This window comes from Roseovarius sp. ZX-A-9 (genome assembly GCF_028369135.1).
Classification (GTDB): Bacteria; Pseudomonadota; Alphaproteobacteria; order Rhodobacterales; family Rhodobacteraceae; genus Roseovarius.
This window is the reverse complement of the sequence record NZ_JAPWHW010000016.1, coordinates 87,287-108,811: the sequence shown is the minus strand read 5'-3', so window position 1 is coordinate 108,811 and position 21,525 is coordinate 87,287. Positions and strand designations below refer to the sequence as shown.

The window sequence follows — 21,525 nt, the reverse complement described above, 5'->3', positions numbered from 1 at the left end:
CACGGCTGGTTAAGGCATGGTTAATCTGTCTGCCCGTGCCGCCTAGCCCGGCCTAGTCAGGCGCGTGCCACAATGCGTGGAAATGATGCGTCGGGCCGTGGCCGGTGCCGACGCGCAGCTGATTCGCCCCGGCGATCGCGCCTGTGACATAGGTCTTGGCGCGGCGTGCGGCCTCTTCAACGTCAAAACCTGACGCGATCAGCGTCGCCAGCGCCGAGGACAAGGTACAGCCGGTGCCGTGGGTATTGCCGGAGGCGATTCGCGTGCCTTCGAGCCACGCGCTGTCGCCTGCCTGAAGCAACAAATCGGGGCTCTCCCCGCCCGACAGGTGACCGCCTTTCAGCAATACCGTCTTTGGCCCAAGAGAAAGCAATGCGGCAGCCTGGGCCTGCATTTCGGCGCGGTCCCTTGCCTCTGGCTGGCCCAGGAGGTCGGCGGCTTCGGGCAGGTTGGGGGTGATTACCGCTGCCATTGGCAAGAGTCGGTCGCGCAGAGCTGCCATCGCAGCAGCCTCCAGCAGGCGGTCACCGCCTTTGGCCACCATCACCGGGTCGAGCACGATGGGTGCTGTCACGCCGGTCAACGCCTCGGCCACCGCCTTGATGATTGCGGCGTCGCCCAGCATGCCGATCTTGACCGCATCGATGTGAATGTCGGCACGAATCGCTGCGATCTGGTCGCGAACCAGATCAGGCGCGGTCAGGCTGACCCGCGTCACGCCACGCGTGTTCTGCACGGTCAGCCCGGTGATTGCCGCCATCGCGTAGCCGCCATTGGCCGAGATCGCCTTGATATCTGCCTGAATGCCGGCCCCGCCGGATGGGTCCGAACCAGCGATACTGAGGATATTGGGAATCACGTCTTGCTCCATTCATTTACCAGCGTGCGGGCCGCATGTTCCATGTCCGGGGCGCGGGAGATCGCCGAAACGACTGCCATGCCGTGCGCGCCCGCCGCACTGACCGCTGCGGCATCTGCTGCTATCAGCCCGCCAATCGCCACCACGGGCAGTGTTGAGGCCGTCGCCGTCTGTTGCAACCCGCCGAATCCGATGGGGGGAGCATGATCTGGCTTGCTGGCAGTCGCGCGTACCGGGCCGACACCCAGATAATCGACAGAATCGGCGGGGATAGAGTCTATTTGGTCTGTTTTGTCGACCGACAGCCCGAGGATCATCTGCGGGCCGATCCGGGCGCGGATGGCGCGCGGATCACCGTCGCTTTGGCCGATATGCAGCCCATCGGCGCGGGCCTCGATGGCCACGTCGATCCGGTCATTGACGATAAGCCGGGCCCCAAGGGGCCGCAGCACGCGGCGCAGATCGCGGGCCAGCGCGATCATTGCTGAATCGCTGGCGTGTTTGTCCCGCAACTGGACCCAGCGCACTCCGGCACGCGCGGCGGCCAGAGCCTGTGCCGTAACCGGTGCCTCTGCCGCTGCGTCGGTCACGAAATAGATGCCCGAGATCATGCCCGTGTCACCCGTGCACCTGCTGTCAGGGCCTCTGGCGTCATCGCGGCCAGCGCGTCGAGGAAGGCAGGCTGAAAGCTGCCCGGCCCGGTGCTTTGGGCGGCGGCCTGTTCGCCAGCCAGACCGTAATAGGCCAGCGCGGCGACCGTGGCGGGCAGCGCCGGTTGACCCACCGCAAACGCGGCCACGATCCCGGTGAGCGAACAGCCCAGCGCCGTTACCTGCGGCATGACCGGCGCGCCGTTGGCGATGCGCCAGCCGGTCGTGCCGTCGGTCACGTAGTCAACCGGGCCGGTCACGGCGACGACACCGCCGGTGCGCGCGGCCAGATCCCGCGCCGCTGCCTCGGCAGCATTGACCCCGTCGGATGCATCGACGCCGCGCCCGGTGGCATCGGCCCCGGCCAGTGACAGCACTTCGGATGCGTTGCCGCGAATCACCGTGGGCCGTAGCGCCAGAAGCCGCGCGCCGGCATCGCGCCGCAGTGACGTGGCCCCCACAGCGACAGGATCGAGCACCCAGGGCTTGCCCGCGGCGGTCATTACGCCTGCCGATTCCTCCATCGCGCAGACCCAATCGGCGTCGAGCGTCCCGATATTGACGCTCAGCGCCTGGGCAATCGCGGCGAATTCGGCTGCCTCTTCGCGGGCGTGTACCATCGCGGGTGACGCGCCTGCGGCCAGCATGACATTGGCCATGATGTTCATTGCGACATAATTGGTGATGTTCTGCACGAGCGGCGCGTTGTCGCGCATTTTAGCCAGGTTAGTGCCGATTTCTTCCATTTTCGCCTCCAAGGGGCGGAGGTGAGGCAGGGTCATCTGCGACAATTGCAGCTAGGCACCCCACGACTTCCTCCGCCGGTATGATCCGGGTCAGGTTCAAAGGGTACTTCTCAGCCCACATGCGCGGACGCCCCTGTCGTGATGTATAGGTGCGCCAGAGCGGGGCGCGCGTCAAGGTCCGGTGGGGGTATCAGAAATCGACGGCGATGCCTTTACGCTCCCAATCACCGAAGCGTACCGGCTCTGGTCCCTTGCGGCCGCCCAGCTCTGGCGGCAGGTCGGGCGCGTCGGCGGCGGCCTTGCGTCTGGCGTCGGCCTCGGCGAGGGCGCGTTGCGCTTCTGGTGGCAGATCCGGTTTGTCCTGGGTCATGGTGGGCCTTTCGCTGCTCTCACCCCCTTGATATACGCGCTCGATACCTCTCGGCAAGGATATGCAATGCCCACCGGACCCCGCCCCAGACGCAATGACACCCCACCCTCGGCCCGCGCCTGCGCGGTCGATCTGCTGAACCAGATCCTTGGCGAGGGGCGGCTGATGTCCGAATTGCTGGCGGGCGGTGCGCTGGACCGGTTGGAACCGGCGGACCGCGCCCGTGCGCAACGGCTGGCAACAGACACGCTGCGCGGGCTGGAACGTGCTGACCGGTTGCTGAAAAAACATCTGCGCAAACCGCCGCCGCTTCATGTGCTCAATATCCTGCGGCTGGGCACGGTCGAGCTGGGCATGGGCGGTGACGCGCATGGGGTGGTGAATGACGCGGTGAACCTGATCGCGGGGCACAAGCGATATGGCACGCTCAAGGGGCTGATCAACGCGGTGCTGCGCAAGATGGCGGCTGAGGCCCCGACGGGCTGGGCCAACCTGCGCATTCCGCATTTGCCGAAATGGTTGCGCGGGCCGTTGAGCGAAGCCTATGGCAGCGCCACCGTGGCGGGGTTCGAGGCGGCGCATTTTGCCGGCGCGCCGGTTGATCTGACGGCCAAGGGCGATGCGCAGTCGGTGGCCGATGCGACGGGCGGCACGCTGCTGCCCACCGGCTCTGTCCGGCTGACGCAGGCGGGGCAGGTCAGCGCGCTGCCCGGGTTCGATGCCGGCGATTGGTGGGTGCAGGATGCTGCCGCCGCCTTGCCTGCGAAAATCCTGAATGCGCAGGCCGGAGAGGCGGTGCTGGATCTCTGCGCGGCGCCCGGCGGCAAGACGCTGCAACTGGCCGCTACTGGGGCAGATGTTACCGCGCTCGACCTGTCAGAAACGCGGATGGCCCGCGTGGCGCAGAACCTTGCGCGCACGGGCCTGAGTGCGACCTGCGTGACCGGCGATGCGCTGGAGCATAAGGGCGGGCCATATGATGCGATCCTGCTGGATGCGCCCTGTTCGGCGACGGGTACGATCCGGCGCCATGCCGATCTGCCGCATGCTCGCGACGGGGCCGAGATCGGCAGTCTTATCGCGCTGCAAGCGACGATGCTGGATCACGCGATCACGCTGCTGAAACCCGGCGGGCGGCTGATGTTCTGCACCTGCTCGTTGCTGCCCGACGAGGGTGAATGCCAGGTCGAAGAGGCGCTGGCGCGGCATCCGCAGCTGCGCGTCGACCGTGAGGCCCTTATGCGTCCGGGTGTCGATCCAGCATGGGTCACGGAAGAGGGCGGATTGCGCCTGCGCCCCGATTATTGGGCAGATCAGGGCGGCATGGACGGGTTCTACATGGCGCTGCTGCGCGGCTGACCGCCCGGCGCCCATTTAGGCCGGTGACTTGGGGCCTGCTGCGCGGTATATTGCCGACAAGAGGTGCCGCGAAGAGCGCCGCTAGAGGCGAGGCTATGGCATTAATCGACACAATTGGCGCGCGGTGGACACGGCTGATGAACCGCGTGCAGGCGCGGCGTGCATCCTGGGCACGTCCGGCCACGGCATTCGTGTCCTCACCCGAGCCGCGCACCATCGGCAGCTTTGCCCGGGGGCGACAATTGTGCGCGGGAAATTTCCTGTTTGCCGGGCATCTGGTGAATGAGCCCGATACGCAGATCTGGGATATCCGAATCCCTGACCAAGCATTCGAGGCCGAACTGCACGGGTTTGCCTGGCTCGACGATCTGGCCGCCGTGGGCGACGGACCGGCGCGGCAAGCGGCGCAGGACTGGATCTGGGGATGGATTGACCGTTACGGCAATGGGCGCGGTCCGGGATGGACGTCCGACCTGACCGGGCGGCGGCTGATTCGCTGGATCAACCACGCGCTGTTTGTATTGCGGGGGCCGGACAAAGCCGCCTCGGATGCATTCTATCGCTCGTTGGGGCAACAGACGCTGTTTCTGGGCAAGAGGTGGGAGGCGGCACAGCCCGGTCTGCCGCGGTTCGAGGCGCTCACCGGTCTGATCTATGCCGGGCTGGCGCTGGAGGGCATGCAGGACAATGTCGGCCGCGCCACCCTGGCGCTGGCGCGCGAATGCGACATGCGCTTTTCCGGCGACGGGCTGCTGCCGACCCGTAACCCCGAGGAACTGCTGGAGGTGTTCACCCTGCTGACATGGGCCGCGACCGCACTGAGCGACGCGGGGCGAAGCCCGGGCGAGTCACATTGGCTGGCGATCGAGCGGATCGCGCCGATCCTGCGCACCCTGCGCCATGCTGATGGCGGTCTGGCCCGGTTTCATGGTGGTGGCAGGGGGCTGGAAGGGCGGCTGGATAACGCGCTGGCCAATAGTGGCATCAAGAGCCGGGCGCCTGACGGGTTGGCGATGGGATATGCACGGCTCAGCGCCGGGCGCACCTCGCTCATCATCGACGCCAGCCCGCCGCCAAAGGGCGCGGCCTCGGTCAATGCGCATGCGTCAACGCTCGCCTTCGAGCTGACATCGGGGCGGCGGCCATTGATCGTCAATTGCGGCTCGGGCGATACATTCGGCCCTGATTGGCGCCGTGCCGGGCGGGCGACGCCTTCGCATTCCACCCTGGTGATCGCCGCCGAATCAAGCGCGCGTCTGGGGCCGGATGGCCCGCAGGAGGAATGGCTGGTGGGCGGGGCGAAGAATGTGCCGATCCAGATCAGCCGTGCGACCGACGGGCTGCGCTTTGAAGGGGGGCATGACGGGTATATTGCCCGCTATGGCCTGATGCATGCGCGCACCCTCGAAATGACATTCGACGGGCGTGGCATTGCCGGCGAAGACATGATGCTGGCGCTGGAGGACGCAGACAAGCGCCGGTTCGACAAGGCGCTGGATGCCACCAAGCTGGCGGGGATCAAATTTCAGATCCACTTTCACCTGCATCCCGATGCGGACGCGGAGCTGGACATGGGGGGGCAGGCGGTCTCGATCGCGCTGCGCTCTGGTGAAATCTGGGTGTTCCGCCACGATGCGCGGGCCCAGATCGCGCTGGAGCCCAGTGTCTACTTGGAGCGCGGGCGACTCAAGCCGCGGGCGACCAGGCAGATTGTCCTGTCGGGGCGCGCGATGGAGCATGCCACGCGAGTCCGCTGGTCGCTGTCCAAGGCCCAGGACACGCCGGTCAGTATCCGTGATCTGGCGGACGGGGGCACTTATACGGGCGACTATACCGATCCCGAAGACGAGGCCTGACGCGGATGCGTTTTCGCTGATCGGGGCATTGACGCGGCGAGGAGGGTCGAAGATGGGCAAAACCAGCGATTATATCGGTGAATAGGCCATTTCTGCCATTCAGGTTCAGCGCAAAACCCTTTATGCGGACGGCATATCACTGACCCCGAGGAGCTGCTGCCCGATGACCCAAGTCACACCAATTCGTCGCGCCCTTCTGTCCGTATCGGACAAGTCCGGCCTCATTGAACTGGGCCGTGCGCTCGCAGGTCAGGGGGTGGAACTTCTGAGCACCGGAGGCAGCGCCAAGGCGTTGCGCGATGCGGGGCTGAATGTGCGCGATGTCGCCGATGTGACGGGCTTCCCCGAGATGATGGACGGGCGGGTGAAAACCCTGCACCCGAAGGTGCATGGCGGGCTGCTGGCGCTGCGCGACAATGATGACCATCTGGCGGCGATGGAAGAGCACGACATCGGCGCAATCGACCTGCTGGTGGTCAACCTCTACCCGTTCGAGGCCACTGTGGCCGCGGGTGCGGACTATGACACCTGCATCGAGAACATTGATATCGGCGGGCCTGCGATGATTCGGGCCGCGGCCAAGAACCACGGGTTCGTCACCACTGTGGTCGATGTCGAGGATTACGAAGCCCTGCTGGCCGAGATGGCCCAGCACGATGGCGCGACCTGCCTGAAGTTTCGGAAGGACATGGCCCAGAAGGCCTATGCGCGCACGGCTGCCTATGATGCGGCTGTTTCGACCTGGCTGGCCTCTGCCATCGGCGTGGACGCGCCGCGCCGCCGGGCCGTGGCGGGGACGCTGGCGCAGGAATTGCGCTATGGCGAAAACCCGCACCAGCAGGCTGCGTTCTACACTGACGGTTCGGCCCGGCCCGGTGTTGCCACCGCGCGGCAGTTGCAGGGCAAGGAACTGAGCTACAACAACATCAACGACACCGATGCCGCGTTCGAGCTGGCCAGCGAGTTTGCCGCCGACGATGGCCCGGCCTGTGCGATCATCAAGCACGCCAATCCCTGCGGTGTTGCGCGTGCCGGGACGCTGAAAGAGGCGTATAAGCGCGCCTTTGATTGTGACCGCACGTCGGCCTTTGGCGGAATCATTGCGCTCAACCAGCCGCTTGACGGGGCGACGGCCGAAGAGATCGCGCAGATCTTTACCGAAGTCGTGATCGCGCCCGGAGCGGATGACGATGCGGTAAGCATTTTTGCAAAGAAGAAGAACCTACGCCTGCTCGTGACCGAGGCGATGGCCGATCCGCGAGCGGCGGCACAGACGATCCGGCAGGTTTCGGGCGGTTACCTGTTTCAGGACAAGGATAACGGCCATGTTTCGGCGGAGGATCTGCGGGTGGTGACGAAACGCGCCCCCACGGATGCGGAAATGGCCGATCTTCTGTTTGCCTGGCGCGTCGCGAAACACGTCAAATCCAACGCGATCGTCTATGTGAAGGACGGCGCTACGGTTGGCGTCGGTGCAGGACAGATGAGCCGCGTGGACAGCTGCCGCATCGCCGCGCGCAAATCCCAGGACATGGCCGAGGCGCTGGGGCTGGATGCGCCGCTGACCCAAGGGTCTGTCGTGGCGTCAGATGCGTTCTTTCCGTTCTCCGACGGGTTGCTGACGGCTGCCGAGGCCGGGGCGACCGCCGTGATCCAGCCGGGAGGGTCGATGCGCGACGATGATGTGATCGCCGCCGCCGACGAGGCCGGGCTGGCGATGGTGCTGACAGGAATGCGGCATTTCCGGCACTGATCGGGGTCGTTTCCGGGTGTGTGTTGTTCGTGATACCAGGCAGAAAAATGACCCCGTCACACGGGCAAGAGGTGCAGGCAATGAAATTGGTTTTCTGGGTTGGTTTCTGGACCTTCCTGATCGATCAGATCACGAAATACATCGTCGTGCATGCCATGAGCCTGCGCACGCTGGGCGCGCTTGAGGTCTGGCCACCTTTCCTCAACCTGCGGATGGCGTGGAATTACGGGGTCAATTTCGGCCTGCTGGCGAACGATTCGGACGCAGTGCGCTGGATTCTTGTCGCTGTGGCGCTGGCCATTTCGGTGGCCGTCCTGTGGTGGGTCAGCAGCGAACCCGGCGGCAAGTGGCAAAGTGTTGCCGCCGGTCTGCTGGTCGGCGGCGCGCTGGGCAATGTGATTGACCGGCTGCTTTACGGGGCGGTGGCGGACTTTCTCAACCTCAGCTGTTGCGGCATTGATAACCCATATGCGTTCAACGTTGCCGATATCGCGGTTTTCGCCGGTGCCGTCGGCATGGTGATCTTTTCGCCCTCCAGAAAACCGCCGGTGAAAAAGCCCTCGTGACGTTGGCCCGGCTTTGCGCTAAACCTCTGGCAACTTGTTCAGGAGAGGCACGATGATCCTATCGCGCAGCGTGATTTTGGTGTTGGCCGTGGCAATGGCGCTGACGGCCTGTGGCCGCAAAGACGATGATGTGCAGCTGGCCAAGATCAAGAAGACCGGCAATGGCCCGGATGAGTTCGCTGTTCTGCCGACCAAGCCGCTGCAGGCCCCCGAAAGCTATAGCGCGTTGCCCGCGCCCACGCCCGGCGGCAGCAACCTTGTCGATCCCAACCCCGAGGCCGATGGCATCGCAGCGCTGGGCGGCAACCCCGGTGCGCTGGCGGTGACCGGCGTCGGTGCTGCCGATGGGGCGCTGTTGAACCGCACGCGCCGCTACGGTGTGGCAGGCAACATCCGTCAGACACTGGCGGAGGAAGATCTGGAAGTGCGCCGCCGTCATGGCCGGGTGAACATCCTCAATATCGGTCCCAATGACGATTATACCGACGCCTACAAGCGCCAGTGGCTGGACAGCCAGGCCGAACAGCGTCGTCTGCGCCGGATGGGCGTTGCCGTCCCGTCGGCACCACCGCCAAGCTAAAACGAGCCGTCGCAGGACCGCACCGCGCACCGGATGCCTAGAACCTGAAAGGGACATGAAGCGCGGCTTCCGGGCTGGCCGGGCGTTTCCCCCGAACGCCACGAGATCCAAGCCACTTTGCTCACAGGATCGTCAGCGCGCTTGAATGCCCGTTTCTCGTGCGTATCTATGACAAGTGCCAAACCGGCCCACCGCTCAGCCAACCGCATGGAGACAGCCCGTATGCGCCTACCCCCGATGACACGTCTGATGATCCTGCTGTCACTGCTCTGTGCGCCGCTGGCTGCGGTTGCCGATGATCAGGTTACCAGCTTCACGCTGGATAACGGCATGGATGTGGTCGTGATTGAGGACCACCGCGCGCCGGTGGTGGTTCACATGGTCTGGTACCGCGCCGGATCGGCGGACGAGCAACCCGGCAATTCCGGCGTGGCGCATTTCCTGGAACATCTGCTGTTCAAGGGCACCGACACGATGGCACCGGGCGAGTTTTCGGCCACGGTGTCGCGCAATGGCGGCAATGACAACGCCTTTACCAGCTACGACTACACCGCCTATTTTCAGCGCGTCGCCGCCGACCGGCTGGAGCTGATGATGCGGATGGAGAGCGACAGGATGGTCAACCTGAAGATCGGGCCGGAGGACATCGCCACCGAGCGCGACGTGATCATCGAAGAGCGCAACCAACGGATCGAGAACAACCCCGGCGCATTATTCCGCGAACAGCGCAATGCGGCGCAGTATCTGAACCACCGCTACGGCGTGCCGATCATCGGCTGGCAGCACGAGATGCGCGAGCTTGACCTGCAGAAGGCCAAGAGTTTCTACAGCACCTACTATTCGCCCAACAACGCGATCCTGGTGGTCGCCGGCGATGTCTATCCGGATGATGTGCGCGCGCTGGCCGAAACCTACTACGGCGTGATCCCCGCCAATCCGGACCTGCCAGAGCGTATCCGCCCGCAAGAGCCGCGCCAGATGGCCGAACGCCGCCTGATCTTCGAGGATCCGCGTGTGGCGCAGCCCTATGTCTCGCGGTCCTACCTTGCGCCCGAGCGTGACAGCGGCGCGCAAGAGGAGGCGGCGGCACTGTCGCTTCTGGCCGAAATACTCGGCGGTGGCATCACTTCGGTGATGGCGGAAAAGCTGCAATTCGATGAGCAGATCGCGGTCCAGTCCCAAGCCTGGTACGGTGCGACATCGCTCGACGATACCACGTTTGATATGGTCGTTGTCCCGGTCGCTGGCGTCAGCCTGCCCGAGGCCGAAGCCGCGATGGACCGGGTCATCGCCGAGTTCCTGGAAACCGGCATCGACGAAGAACAACTGGAGCGCATCAAGATGGGCCTGCGCGCGGCGCAGATCTATGCCCGCGACGACGTGAACACGCTGGCCAATCGCTATGGCAGCGCCCTGACCCAGGGGCTGACGATCGAGGATGTGCAGGCCTGGCCAGATATCCTGCAGGCCACCACGTCTGACCAGATCATGGCAGCCGCTCGCAAACTGTTTCAACGCAAGAACGCGGTCACAGGCTATCTGACCGCCCCGGAGGTGACCCAATGATACGCCTTGCCCTGGCAGCTCTGCTGACGCTGTTTGCCACCCTGCCGCTGCGCGCTGAAATCGAGGTGCAGGAACTGACCACGCCGGGCGGCATCGATGTCTGGCTGGTCGAAGAACATGCGATCCCCTTTGTTGCGCTCGAATTGCGCTTTCGCGGTGGCGCGTCGCTGGATGCGCCCGGCAAGCGCGGCGCGACCAGCCTGATGGTTTCCCTGCTCGAAGAGGGCACCGGCGACATCGACAGCCGCGAATTTGCCCGGAGGGCAGAGGAACTGGCCGCGTCTTTCAGCTACAGCGCCTATGATGACAGTATCGCCATCTCGGCGCGCGTTCTGACCGAGAATCGCGATGCCGCCATCGATCTTCTGCGCCAGAGCATCGTGCTGCCGCGCTTTGATCAGCCCTCCATCGACAGGGTGCGCGGGCAGGTCCTGTCGATCATCCGCTCTGACCTGAAGGATCCTCGCGCCATCGCGGGGCAAGCCTTTGATGCGCTGGTTTACGGAGATCATCCCTACGGCAGCTCCAGGAATGGCACGGTGGACAGCGTCACGGCCCTGACCCGCGATGATATCGTCGCAGCCCATGCCGCTTCGATGACCCGCGACCGGCTCTATGTCAGCGCCGTGGGCGACATCACGGCCGAAGAACTCAGCGCGCTGGTCGATACCCTGCTGGAGGGGCTGCCGGAATCCGGCGCGCCGCTGCCGGGCCCGGCAACGGTGCACCTGCCTGGTGGTATCCAGGTGGTGGACTATGACACGCCGCAATCGGTCGCCACCTTCGCCCAACCCGGCATCGACCGCGACGATCCGGATTTCTTTGCCGCCTACCTGCTGAACGAGATCCTCGGCGGTGGTGGATTCGAAAGCCGCCTGATGACCGAGGTGCGCGAAAAGCGCGGGCTGACTTACGGCGTCTATTCCTACCTGGTGGACAAGGATGGCGCGCAGGTCTGGATGGGCAGCGTTGCCTCGGCAAATGACCGCATCGCCGAAGCGATCGAGGTGATCCGTGCTGAATGGGCCCGCATCGCCACGGACGGCGTGACGGCCAAGGAACTGCAGGATGCCAAGACCTTCATGACTGGCGCCTATCCGCTACGCTTTGACGGCAATGCACCGATCGCCAATATTGCCGTGATGATGCAGATGGAAGGCTTGCCGACCGACTACATCGCCACCCGCAATGACCGGGTCAACGCGGTCACGCTGGAACAGATCAACCGTGTGGCGCGCGAATTGCTGAAGCCCGATCAACTGACCTTTGTCGTGGTCGGCAAGCCCGAGGGCCTCAATTCCACCCTGAACTGACCCGTTCCTTCATTTTGCCAAAAATACTCAAAACACCGGGGCAACAGGGATACTGGTTCGAGCATTGTGAGCGCCGCCTGCCCCGGTCACCAATCCACTGACCAGCATGCGCCGCAAGGCGCATTCCTCTGGATCAGGCTCACTCCCCGTAAGGGATCCAGATATTCTGGACTTCGGTTGCCGCCTGAAGAAACTCATGCCCCTCGCCCGCCGCCCCCATCCAGGCGCGGGCATGGCCGTTGTTCACCCAGGTCCGCTTGAGGTTGCCGGCGCTGGCCCGCTCGATCTCGCTCGAGATCTCGCTCGACGAAAAACTCCAGACCGCATCGACGTCGCCATGTGCCGCCAGATGCGGGGCCAGATCCGCGTGGCACCCGGTCAGCACATTCACCACGCCGCCGGGCACGTCGGATGTCTCCAGTATTTGCACGAAATCCAGCGCTGCCAACGGAAACGGCTCGCTGGCCACCACCACGCAGCGATTGCCCATCGCCATGACCGGGCCGACCACCGAGAGCATGCCCAGCAACGGTGATTCGTCCGCGCAGAACGCGCCGATGATGCCCACGGGCTGATGCATTGCCATCGCAACGCCTCGGATCGGCACGCCGTGCACCCGCCCGTCATATTTGTCGGCCCAGGCCGCATAGGTGAATAGACGCGAAATGCTCGCCTCGACCTCTTTCGCGCCTTGCCGTTTGCCGGTCATCGCGTTGATCCGGTCAGCAAATTCATCCGCGCGCGCCGACAGGTTCTCGGCCATGTAATAGAGGATCTGCGCGCGTCCGTGACCGCTCGATCTGGCCCAGCCCGCAGCACCACGCGCCGCTTCGACGGCGTTGCGCAGGTCCTTGCGATTGGCCACCGGCACCTGGCCCAGCAGTTTGCCGGTCTTGCCAAAGACGCTGCGCGAATAGCCCCCGTCGGGCCGTGTCTGCCTGCCGCCGATATAGAGCTTGGTCGTCCGGTCGATCCCCGGCACGCCACCGCCATCTCCGGCAAAAGCCGCGACAGGTTTCAGCGCTTTGGCCTTGCCTGCCGGTTTGGTGTAGGTGCGCAAGCCTTCCCAGCCGCCTTCGCGCCCGAAACCGCTCTCGCGGACGCCGCCGAAACCGGCTGCCGCGTCGAACATGTTGGCGCCGTTCACCCAGACCACGCCCGCCGCAAGTTTCGGCGCGATATCAAGCGCGAGGTTCAGATTCTCGGACCAGACCGAACCGGCCAGCCCGTAGCGGGTGTTATTCGCGATCTCGATCGCCTCGGCGGGGGTGCGAAAGGTTGTCCCGACCAGAACCGGGCCAAAGATCTCTTCCTGCATCAGTACATCCGATGGGGCTAGCCCGGTGATGAGTGTCGGTGGATAGTAGGCCCCGGCTTCGGGCAGGCTCACATTTGCGATGTGCCGCACGCCTGCAGTTGATCCTTCGACCATTTCAGTGATCCGCGCGACCTGCACGGGATCGACCATCGCGCCGATGTCGATCGACTTGTCCAGCGGATTGCCGATGCGCAGCTTGTCCATGCGTGCGGTCAGTTTCGTGTAAAACCGCTCTGCCACGCCCTCTTGCACCAGCAGGCGCGAACCGGCGCAACAGACCTGGCCCTGATTGAACCAGATGGCATCCACCAGCCCTTCGACTGCGCTATCTAGATCGGCGTCGTCAAACACTATATAGGCACTCTTTCCGCCCAACTCGAGCGTCAGCGCCTTGCCACTGCCTGCCGTGACCTCGCGGATACGCCGCCCCACCGTGGTCGATCCGGTAAAGGCGATCTTGTCTATTCCTGCGTGCGCGGTGATCATTTCGCCCACCGCGCCGTCGCCGGTGACGATGTTAACCACACCCTCGGGCAGGCCCGCCATCCGGCAGATATCGGCAAACAGCAAAGCGGTCAGCGAGGTGTATTCGGCTGGTTTCAGCACCACGGTGTTGCCCATCGCAATCGCCGGGGCGACCTTCCACGCCAGCATCAGCAGCGGGAAGTTCCACGGTACGATCTGCCCACAGACGCCCAGCGGCACCTGGCCGGGCAATTCGGCCTCCATCAATTGCGCCATGCCCGCGTGGAAATAGAAATGCCGGTGCACCAGTGGCACGTCGATATCGCGGCTCTCGCGGATGGGTTTGCCGTTATCCAGTGTTTCGAGCACGGCAAAAAGCCGGGCGTTTTTCTGGATCAACCGCGCCAGCGCATAGAGGTGTCGCGCCCGGCCATGCCCGCCCAGCCGAGCCCAGCCCGGTTGCGCCCGGCGGGCCGCGTGCACGGCGGCGTCCACATCGGCCTGTGTGCCCTGTGTCAGGGTCGCCAGTACCTCGCCCGTGGCCGGATTGTGCGAGCTGAGGCCGTTCCCCGGATCGGTGAATGCGCCGTCGATGAAATGGCCGAAGCGGCTGCCCTGATCCACCAGCCATGCCAGTGCCTCTGCCGCGCTTTCAGGGGCCGGGCCGTAGTCCATGCTCTGGTAGATATCCCTGACGCTCATATCACTTGCCTCATCCACTTAGCCCATCGCATGCCGCCACCCCGCCGAATAGGCCCCGCTGACGTGATGTTCCAATTGCCGTTCGATATCGCCAAGCAGCGACGACGCGCCAAACCGGAACAGGGCAGGGTCGAGCCAGTCATTTCCCAGCTCTTCCTTGATCAGGCTGAGATAGACCAGCGCGTCCTTTGCCTTGGATATTCCCCCGGCGGGTTTATAGCCCACTTTGACGCCTGTTTGGCTGTAATAGTCTCTAATCATGCGCAACATCACCAGCGTGACCGGCAGGGTAGCATTAACCGGCTCCTTGCCTGTCGAAGTCTTGATGAAATCGGCGCCGGCCATCATGCACACCAGGCTGGCGCGTGCCACGTTGCGCAGGGTCCCCAGCTCTCCGGTGGCCAGGATCGCCTTGATGTGTGCCGCGCCACAGGCTGCGCGAAAGGCTGCCATTTCATCGTGGAGCGATTGCCAGTCGCCGGTCAGCACGTGGCGGCGTGAAATCACGATGTCGATCTCGGCTGCGCCTGCGGCCACGCTCGCCTCGATCTCGGCCAGGCGCAGCGGCAAGGGCGTGAGGCCTGCGGGAAACCCGGTGGAGACGGCGGCGACGGGGATGCCGCTGCCTGCCAGCGCCTCGACCGCCGGGGCGATCATGTCGTGATAGACACAGACAGCGCCGACATGCAGCCCCTCCATGCCCAGCGCAGTCAGCAGATCGGCGCGCACCGGCTGGCGTGCCTTGGCGCATAACCGCCGCACCCGGCCTGCGGTATCATCGCCCGCCAGCGTGGTGAGGTCGATACAGGCGATGGCACGGCACAGCCACGCCGCTTGGTGATCCTTCTTGATGCTGCGCCGCCCGGGCAACGTGGCGACGCGCCGTTCGATCGCAGAAGTGTTGGCCTGAAGGCTGCGCAGCCAGGCAAGGTCCAGCGGCATGCCTTCGTTGCGCGCCGCCATGGTCTGCGGCAGGTGCACCTGCTCTGTAGGACTCTGGGTTTGCATGTTATTTTTTCCGGCAGTCGACTTCGCATCAGGGTGTCATGCGCCGGTGTTGTTGGCAAGCAGCGCTACGCGGGGCCTTGGGCCCTTCCGGGCCAGAGATGCGCGCGTCAGTATGAATATCCGGCGGCATCGGCAAGCGCCGCCAGACCCCGCGCGAGCATATCCTGCGGCGAGGCGGTTTCGGCCACGGCGCCCTGGGATTGCAGGATCTGGGCGAGGTTACGCGAATCTGACAGCACGATCACTTGTTGGCCCAGCCAGTAAGGTTTTGCCGCGGCGATCTCGGCCCCGATCAGGTGACCGGTGAGCGCCCGCGCGTCGCCGCCGAGCGAGGCTGAATGCAGGTGTGCTGCAAGCTTTTCGGGCCGGGATAGAGTCTGATCTGCCGCATCGGCGCTGGCGTCTGCGGCGCCGCCCATCGCGACGATCAGCCGGCCGGTAGCAAAGCCCTGAAAGCTGACGATCTCATCGGCGCTGACATGGATCCAATGGGTTGTCTGGTCTGTGACATCGACTACCACACCGTCCCAGTTCGGGCGGATGGCGAGCACGCCCGCGATCCGCAGACGTGCCCAACCGCTCAGCGCGTCGGGCGGGGTTTCTTGCGTAACGGTCGGCACCGCGTCGGCGGCCTCGGGCAGGACGCGCACGGGCACGGCCTGTGGAGTGGTGCCGTTGATCGGCACCGTGGCACGGCCCTGCGCGCTGTCCGCGTTCAACGCCGCAGAGGGATCTGAAAACAGGCTCTGTTCCTGCAGGATTTGGCCATCGAGCAGGCAAAGGCGAACGCCGCCAGCGTCCGGTCCGTGGGCCAACCAGAGGGCCATCTGCCTTAGCTCCGGGTCATCTGCGCGACAAGGCCGGACATGTCATATCCCGCATCTGCCGCCGCCTCGACGATCTTCGCGGGTGGCATCTCACCGATATTCGCGATGCTCCACAGCATGGTGCAGCGTGTGCCGGTGCGGCAATAGGCCAAGACGGGTGCCGGCAACTCTTCCAGCGCCGCGCGAAAATCGGCCAGGTCGGTCTCGCTGACCTGCCCCGAGGTGATGGGCACCGCGCGGTAGGCCAGCCCGGCGGCTTCTGCTGCGGTTTTGATCGCATCGCTGGCACATTGCCCGATTTCCTCGTTATCGGGCCGGTTGCACAGGATCGAGCGATAGCCTGCCGCGGCGATGGCGGGCATGTCTTCGACTTCGATCTGGGGTGAAACGGCAAAGCTGTCGGTGATCTTGCGCGGGTCCAACATGATGTGGTTCCTCTGGTTCCGGGATGGGCACGCTTCCTCTATGCCGCCAATGGCGCCGGAATTTCAATGCCCGTTGCGCATTGCCGCGGGCTGCATCGGTTTACTTTCGGCGCATGTTCACCGACGTTGGCCGCCTGGGGCCGGGTGGCCGGGATCAGCGTGATCCGAACCCTGCCATGTGGATGCAAAGGACGAAGCCATGACGAGTTTGCCAGATTTCCGGCTTGAGACGCATTTTGCCAAATGGGAATTTACCGCGCGGCATCACCTCACGGCCTCGGATGCGCAGAGTATTTCACTGCGCGACCTGTTGGTGATGGCGGACCCGGCGGATCGTGCCGAGTTCGAGAATATGTGGCTCGGTTACACCGAAACCTGGGGTGCGCTCGACCTGCGCGCCGAGATCGCGGGCACCTATTCTGCGCGCAGCGCCGACGATATCCTGTGCTTTGCCGGGGCGAGCGAGGGGATATTCGCCGCCAACACCGTGCTGCTGGACAAGGACGATCACGCCATCGTGGTCACGCCGAATTACCAGTCGCACGAGACCATGCCGCTGGCGATCTGCGACGCGACCGGCGTGCCGCTTGATCCCGATGATGGCTGGTCGCTGGATATTGACCGGGTGCGCGCCGCGATCCGGCCCAACACGCGGCTGGTCACGATCAACTTTCCGCATAATCCCACCGGCGCGATCCTGCCGCTGGATCGGTATCGCGCGCTGATCGAGCTGTGTCGCGCGCATGGCATCTGGATATTGCATGACGAGATTTTCAACGGACTGGGGCCGTCCGATGCCGCGCATCTGCCGTTCATCGCGGATGAATACGAGCGCGGCCTGAGCCTTGGCGTGATGTCGAAATCCTATGGGCTGCCGGGTTTGCGCATCGGCTGGATCGCCTGCCAGGATCGCGAGGTTCTGGCGCGGATGGAGCGGCTGAAGCATTACTTGTCGATCTGCAATTCCGGGCCCAGCGAACGGCTGGCGCGGATTGCGCTCAAGGTGCGTGACCGGTTGCTGGCGCGCAATTGTGCCATCGTCGATGAGAACCTGCCGAAATGGGAGGCGTTCTTTGCCCGATATCCTGACCTGTTCGAGTTCACCCGCCCGGACGGATCCTGCATGGGGTATCCGCGGTACCTCGGCGCCGATGGTGTCGATGCCTTTGCCCGCGCGCTGGTGGAGCAGAGCGGCGTTCTGGTGTTGCCGAGCACGATCTACCGCTCTGATCTGGGCGAGACGCCAACGGACCGCTTCCGCATCGGGTTTGGCCGCACGGGGCTCGACGAAGGGCTGGCCGCACTGGAGGCGCATGTGCAGGGTCGCGGGCGCGTCGCGTGAGAGTCGGTTTGCGCTCAGCACGGTCGATATCGAGGAGCTGGTTGCCGAGCGCGATGTCGTTGTCGGCCGGGAGGCCACTCGTCTCTGTGTGAACCGGTTTGCCTTAGGTCAGTTGTTCAGAACTGCCTCGCAATCGGGCCGTGTTTGAGAACCGGCTTGGCTACCCCACAACGTAGTCCCTGATTTTTTCAGTACAAAACGGATTCACTGCATGCGCTGGGTAATCTTGCTGTCTCATTGCAGGCGCTTGGCCAGCAAGGACTTGAGCACGCTCAAGTCGCGAATGTGTTGTCCACAAGAGATGAGAGTAGATCATGGGCCACGGCGCGCATCGGCTCGTTTCGGCGATGGAACGCCACCAGAGCGACAGGTGGCAAGTCCGTGATCTCAATGATCTTGAGATTCGTATTCCTGTGCCGGGCGCCCGTGAATTCATCCACGATCCCGACCCCGCCGCAGGATTCGACCAGTGGGCAGACCGTCGAGCAGAATGGCACGTCGCAAGCCAACTCGAACGGCAGACCTTGTCCCCGATAAGCGCGCTGGATGGCTGCACCCATGGGCGACCAATTGGGGTCATAGCAGACCAATTTTTCACGCGCGAGGTCGACCAGCGTTACGGTCGCACGCGCAGCCAGAGGGCTGTCACTGCGCACGACCGCGATAAGCGCGACCTGCCGTAGCACGGCGGCCTGAAAATGCGACTTGGCGGGCACGGCCATCTGCAGGCCTAACTCGGCGCGCCCGATGCGCACGTCCTCTTCCGGGTTGCTGACATTCAGGCGGATGCGATTACGCCAGCCATCGTAGCCGGCCAGCTTCAACCGCGGTGCGAGAAATCCCTCGACAACCGCAGGGGTGGCCGAAATCGACAATGGGCTGGCGGCGGACTGGCGCAGAGTCTCGGCCCGGTCCAGCAGCTTGAGATGGGTCGCGAACATTGGCATCGCCTCCTCGAACAACGCCGAGGCCTCGGCCGTCGGCTCCAGCCGGTTGCCAGCGCGGCGAAAGAGTGCAAAGCCCAGCCGCCCTTCCAGGCGCTTGATCTGCGCGCTCACACCAGGCTGGGAAATACCCAATACGCGGGCGGTTTCGATGGTGGTCCCGACGCGCATCAAAGTGCCGAAGAGCTCCAGTTCGCGGAAATTCATTATTACCCTGATGATAAAGTGGCGTGTCTTTATCATTATACATGGTGCCGATCTCAGGTCTATCGTTTACCTGACTGGTGCGCTCCGCGCGAAAGGGCTGCTGGTTGGTCCAATGAAATGATTGCCGTTCAGGGAGAAATAACATGAACAGATCTATGAGAGCCTTGCTTGCCTCCGGCTGCATGATGCTGTCCGCCGGAATGCTTAGCGCCGAGACATTGCGTGTAGCGATGGGCGTCGATCCGGTATCGCTGGATCCCATTGCCACCAGCGACAACGCGTCGATCTGGACGCAACTGCTGATCTACGACACGCTTATCCGCCCCAGCAAGGATGGAACCGACCTGGAGCCGGGCCTCGCCGAGTCCTGGGAGGTGTCCGAGGACGGGCTCACGCTGACCTTTAAGCTGCGCGAGGCCAAATTCTCGGACGGCACACCGGTTACGGCCGAGGACGTGCAGTTCTCGCTGGAGCGCGCGGCGTCCGAGCAATCGAGCTGGGCCGGCTTCTTCCGCCCGATCACCGGCTACGAGATCACCGGCGAGCACGAGATCAAGTTGATGCTCGACAAGCCATTCACACCCGCACTGAACAACCTTGCCATGTTTTCAGGCGCGATCCTGCCCAAGAAACTGGTCGAGGCGCAGGGCGATGCGTTCTTTGTCGATCCGGTCGGCTCCGGACCCTATGCGCTGGCGGAATGGACCCGCGGCTCGCAGATCGCGCTCGAGGAGAACCCGCATTATTGGCAGGAGGGAAAGCCGTTCATCGAGAATGTCGAGCTCAACATCGTAACCGAGGGATCGGCACGCACGATCAAGCTGGAGGCCGGGGAAGTCGACGCAATCATCGACCCGCCCCTGAACCAGATCGAGAAGCTGAGAACCAAGGAGGGTATCGTCGTTGGCAGTGCGGTGCCTTACCGCTCGGATTTCGTACTACTGAACACCACAAAGGCGCCCTTCGACGATGAAAAGGTGCGCCGCGCTCTGAACATGGCTGTCGACAAGAAGGCGCTGATCGAGGGCATTCTTTACGGCGCTGGCAAAATTGCCGCCAGTGCGATGCCGCCCATGCGCTATGCCGACGAGAGCCTAGAGCCCTACGCTTACGATCTGGAAAAGGCCAAGGCGCTTTTGGATGAGGCCGGGTTGGGCGACGGATTCGAGGCCGAGCTTCTGGTCAACTCCGGAATGGCCGCGCACCGTAACGTGGCGGTCGCGCTTCAGGCAATGATGCAGCCGCTCGGCGTCAAGCTGAATATCCAGATGGTCGAAGGTGGCACCCACTGGGAGACGACCAAAGCCGGGAATTACGAGATGGCCGTATCCTTCGCCACCTCTGATACCATCGATCCCGACCAGTTGATCGGCTTTCTGGCGGTTAATCCCGAGCGGGCCAACGCCTACCACACTGAGTGGAAAAGCGAGCGCCTGAACGAGCTATACCAGAAAGAACGTGTGACCGAGAACGGCGAGGCACGCGGTGAGATGTTCGGCGAGATGGTGCAGCTACTGCATGATGGGGCGCCCTACATCTTCCTCTATCACCCCGCCTCGGCCTGGGCGACACGCGCCAATGTCGAAGGCTTCGAGATCCTGCCGACGTCAAATTTCCGCCTCGAGGACGTGAAGTTCACCGACTGAGTGCAGCGACATGCGGTAGGGCCGGGCTCCTTATGCCCGGCCCTACCATTCATTGACCTTTAGATTCCGAGCAGGCCCGCCCGATGCTGCGATCCATCCTTCAACGCCTCCTCATGCTGATCCCAGTGCTGATCGGGATCACACTGCTGGGCTTTTTGCTTTTGCAGGTCGTGCCCGGCGATCCGGTCGAGCGCGCGATGGGCACCCGCGCCAGCGCCGAGGAAATGGATGCGATGCGCCGCCAATGGGGCCTCGATCAGCCGATGTGGCGGCAATACCTGCTGTTCCTGCGCGACTGCATCACCGGCTCGTTCGGCACGTCGCTGTTTCACAAGCTGCCGGTTTCGACGCTGGTGCTTGAGCGGCTTCCCTTCACGCTCGCCATCGTTGCCTATTCCACGGTACTGGCCCTGTTGATCGCCATGCCCTTCGCCATTCTCGCGGCGCTCAGACGCGGTGGCATGGTCGATCTCGCCATCCGGCAGCTTTTCGTCTTCGTGATCGCGCTCCCTCCATTCTGGCTCTGTTTTCTCTTCATCCTATGGCTGTCGCTGGGCCTTGGCCTCTTCCCCACGGGGGGCATAGGCGACGGGCTGGTGCAGAATTTGCATCGCCTGTTCCTACCGTCGCTGGTGGTAGGATTGTCGACCGCCGCGCTGATCCAGCAAAGCCTCCGGGCGACGCTGATCGAAACCATGTCAGCAGATTACGTGGACACGGCCCGCGCCAAGGGGCTGTCCCGCGTTCAGGTGTTCACGAGGCATATCCTTCGTAACAGCCTGATCTCGACCATCTCGATCGTCGGTGTACGGATCGGTTGGATCATTGGCAGCACGGTGGTTGTCGAGAAGATCTTCTCGGTTCCCGGCCTCGGCAGCCTTTTGATCGACGCCATTGTTTCGCGGGATTTCCCGGTAATCCGGGGTCTGACCGTCATCTTCGCGATGCTCGTGGTTCTGGTGAACCTTCTGACCGACATCGCCTATTCCATCGCGGATCCCCGCGTGTCGCTGGACTGAGGGG

At 63.8% G+C, this 21,525-nt stretch carries 19 protein-coding genes and 1 riboswitch; of the genes, 10 read left to right on the top strand and 9 right to left on the bottom strand.

From position 1 onward, the window contains the following. Nucleotides 1–52 precede the first annotated feature (52 nt). The 4 genes from thiD to O3306_RS15750 form a co-directional block, all read right to left on the bottom strand. Nucleotides 53–859 carry a bifunctional hydroxymethylpyrimidine kinase/phosphomethylpyrimidine kinase gene (gene thiD, locus O3306_RS15765; RefSeq protein ID WP_272009089.1) on the bottom strand — a complete coding sequence of 269 codons (807 nt, stop codon included), beginning with the start codon at nucleotides 857–859 and terminating at the stop codon, nucleotides 53–55. Then, nucleotides 856–1,470, bottom strand: coding sequence for a thiamine phosphate synthase (thiE, locus tag O3306_RS15760; protein WP_272009054.1), 615 nt, complete (start codon nucleotides 1,468–1,470; stop codon nucleotides 856–858). The genes thiD and thiE overlap by 4 nt, the downstream gene beginning before the upstream one ends. Further along, nucleotides 1,467–2,255 (bottom strand): hydroxyethylthiazole kinase, encoded by a 789-nt coding sequence (gene thiM, locus O3306_RS15755; RefSeq protein ID WP_272009052.1) that lies wholly within the window; start codon nucleotides 2,253–2,255, stop codon nucleotides 1,467–1,469. Before thiM ends, thiE begins: the two co-directional genes overlap by 4 nt. A gap of 50 nt (nucleotides 2,256–2,305) precedes the next feature. Beyond that, a riboswitch (TPP riboswitch) is annotated at nucleotides 2,306–2,400 on the bottom strand. 45 nt (nucleotides 2,401–2,445) lie between these two features. Next, a complete protein-coding gene (locus tag O3306_RS15750) occupies nucleotides 2,446–2,625 on the bottom strand; it encodes a DUF1674 domain-containing protein (protein WP_272009050.1) in 180 nt (59 codons plus the stop codon). Between the two features lie 66 nt (nucleotides 2,626–2,691). On the opposite strand from O3306_RS15750, the gene O3306_RS15745 reads away from it, so the two are divergent. The 7 genes from O3306_RS15745 (at nucleotide 2,692) to O3306_RS15715 (ending at nucleotide 11,618) form a co-directional block, all read left to right on the top strand. Further along, nucleotides 2,692–3,984, top strand: coding sequence for an RsmB/NOP family class I SAM-dependent RNA methyltransferase (locus O3306_RS15745; RefSeq protein WP_272009048.1), 1,293 nt, complete (start codon nucleotides 2,692–2,694; stop codon nucleotides 3,982–3,984). 95 nt (nucleotides 3,985–4,079) lie between these two features. After that, nucleotides 4,080–5,840, top strand: coding sequence for a heparinase II/III family protein (locus O3306_RS15740; RefSeq protein ID WP_272009046.1), 1,761 nt, complete (start codon nucleotides 4,080–4,082; stop codon nucleotides 5,838–5,840). Between the two features lie 163 nt (nucleotides 5,841–6,003). Then, the gene (gene purH, locus O3306_RS15735) at nucleotides 6,004–7,593 is read left to right on the top strand and encodes a bifunctional phosphoribosylaminoimidazolecarboxamide formyltransferase/IMP cyclohydrolase (protein WP_272009044.1); all 1,590 of its coding nucleotides are present in this window, start codon (nucleotides 6,004–6,006) and stop codon (nucleotides 7,591–7,593) included. A gap of 80 nt (nucleotides 7,594–7,673) precedes the next feature. Further along, entirely contained in the window at nucleotides 7,674–8,159 is a 486-nt protein-coding gene (gene lspA / locus O3306_RS15730) for a signal peptidase II (protein ID WP_272009042.1), read from the top strand. A gap of 52 nt (nucleotides 8,160–8,211) precedes the next feature. After that, complete coding sequence (locus tag O3306_RS15725) at nucleotides 8,212–8,739, top strand: DUF3035 domain-containing protein (RefSeq protein WP_272009040.1); 528 nt, start codon at nucleotides 8,212–8,214, stop codon at nucleotides 8,737–8,739. Between the two features lie 237 nt (nucleotides 8,740–8,976). Continuing rightward, entirely contained in the window at nucleotides 8,977–10,305 is a 1,329-nt protein-coding gene (locus tag O3306_RS15720; protein ID WP_272009038.1) for a M16 family metallopeptidase, read from the top strand. Continuing rightward, complete coding sequence (locus O3306_RS15715) at nucleotides 10,302–11,618, top strand: M16 family metallopeptidase (protein WP_272009036.1); 1,317 nt, start codon at nucleotides 10,302–10,304, stop codon at nucleotides 11,616–11,618. The genes O3306_RS15720 and O3306_RS15715 overlap by 4 nt, the downstream gene beginning before the upstream one ends. Nucleotides 11,619–11,757: 139 nt before the next feature. On the opposite strand, the gene O3306_RS15710 is transcribed toward O3306_RS15715, so the two are convergent. The 4 genes from O3306_RS15710 to O3306_RS15695 all read right to left on the bottom strand — a co-directional run bounded on the left by O3306_RS15710 (nucleotide 11,758) and on the right by O3306_RS15695 (nucleotide 16,363). Then, nucleotides 11,758–14,103: an aldehyde dehydrogenase family protein gene (locus O3306_RS15710; RefSeq protein WP_272009034.1), complete on the bottom strand. Its 2,346-nt coding sequence runs from the start codon at nucleotides 14,101–14,103 to the stop codon at nucleotides 11,758–11,760. 18 nt (nucleotides 14,104–14,121) lie between these two features. Then, nucleotides 14,122–15,111: a deoxyribose-phosphate aldolase gene (deoC, locus tag O3306_RS15705; RefSeq protein WP_272009033.1), complete on the bottom strand. Its 990-nt coding sequence runs from the start codon at nucleotides 15,109–15,111 to the stop codon at nucleotides 14,122–14,124. A 107-nt stretch (nucleotides 15,112–15,218) separates the two neighbouring features. After that, a complete protein-coding gene (locus tag O3306_RS15700; protein ID WP_272009031.1) occupies nucleotides 15,219–15,938 on the bottom strand; it encodes a 2-dehydro-3-deoxygalactonokinase in 720 nt (239 codons plus the stop codon). A 5-nt stretch (nucleotides 15,939–15,943) separates the two neighbouring features. Further along, nucleotides 15,944–16,363, bottom strand: a complete 420-nt coding sequence (locus O3306_RS15695) for a TIGR01244 family sulfur transferase (RefSeq protein WP_272009029.1) — start codon at nucleotides 16,361–16,363, stop codon at nucleotides 15,944–15,946. A gap of 199 nt (nucleotides 16,364–16,562) precedes the next feature. Between O3306_RS15695 and O3306_RS15690 the strand changes: the two genes are divergently transcribed. After that, nucleotides 16,563–17,705, top strand: coding sequence for a pyridoxal phosphate-dependent aminotransferase (locus O3306_RS15690; RefSeq protein WP_272009027.1), 1,143 nt, complete (start codon nucleotides 16,563–16,565; stop codon nucleotides 17,703–17,705). 272 nt (nucleotides 17,706–17,977) lie between these two features. On the opposite strand, the gene O3306_RS15680 is transcribed toward O3306_RS15690, so the two are convergent. After that, on the bottom strand, nucleotides 17,978–18,856 hold the full coding sequence (locus tag O3306_RS15680) for a LysR family transcriptional regulator (RefSeq protein ID WP_272009025.1): 879 nt from the start codon (nucleotides 18,854–18,856) through the stop codon (nucleotides 17,978–17,980). A gap of 143 nt (nucleotides 18,857–18,999) precedes the next feature. Between O3306_RS15680 and O3306_RS15675 the strand changes: the two genes are divergently transcribed. Then, nucleotides 19,000–20,502, top strand: a complete 1,503-nt coding sequence (locus O3306_RS15675) for an ABC transporter substrate-binding protein (RefSeq protein ID WP_272009023.1) — start codon at nucleotides 19,000–19,002, stop codon at nucleotides 20,500–20,502. An 83-nt stretch (nucleotides 20,503–20,585) separates the two neighbouring features. Then, entirely contained in the window at nucleotides 20,586–21,521 is a 936-nt protein-coding gene (locus tag O3306_RS15670; protein ID WP_272009021.1) for an ABC transporter permease, read from the top strand. Nucleotides 21,522–21,525 lie beyond the last annotated feature (4 nt).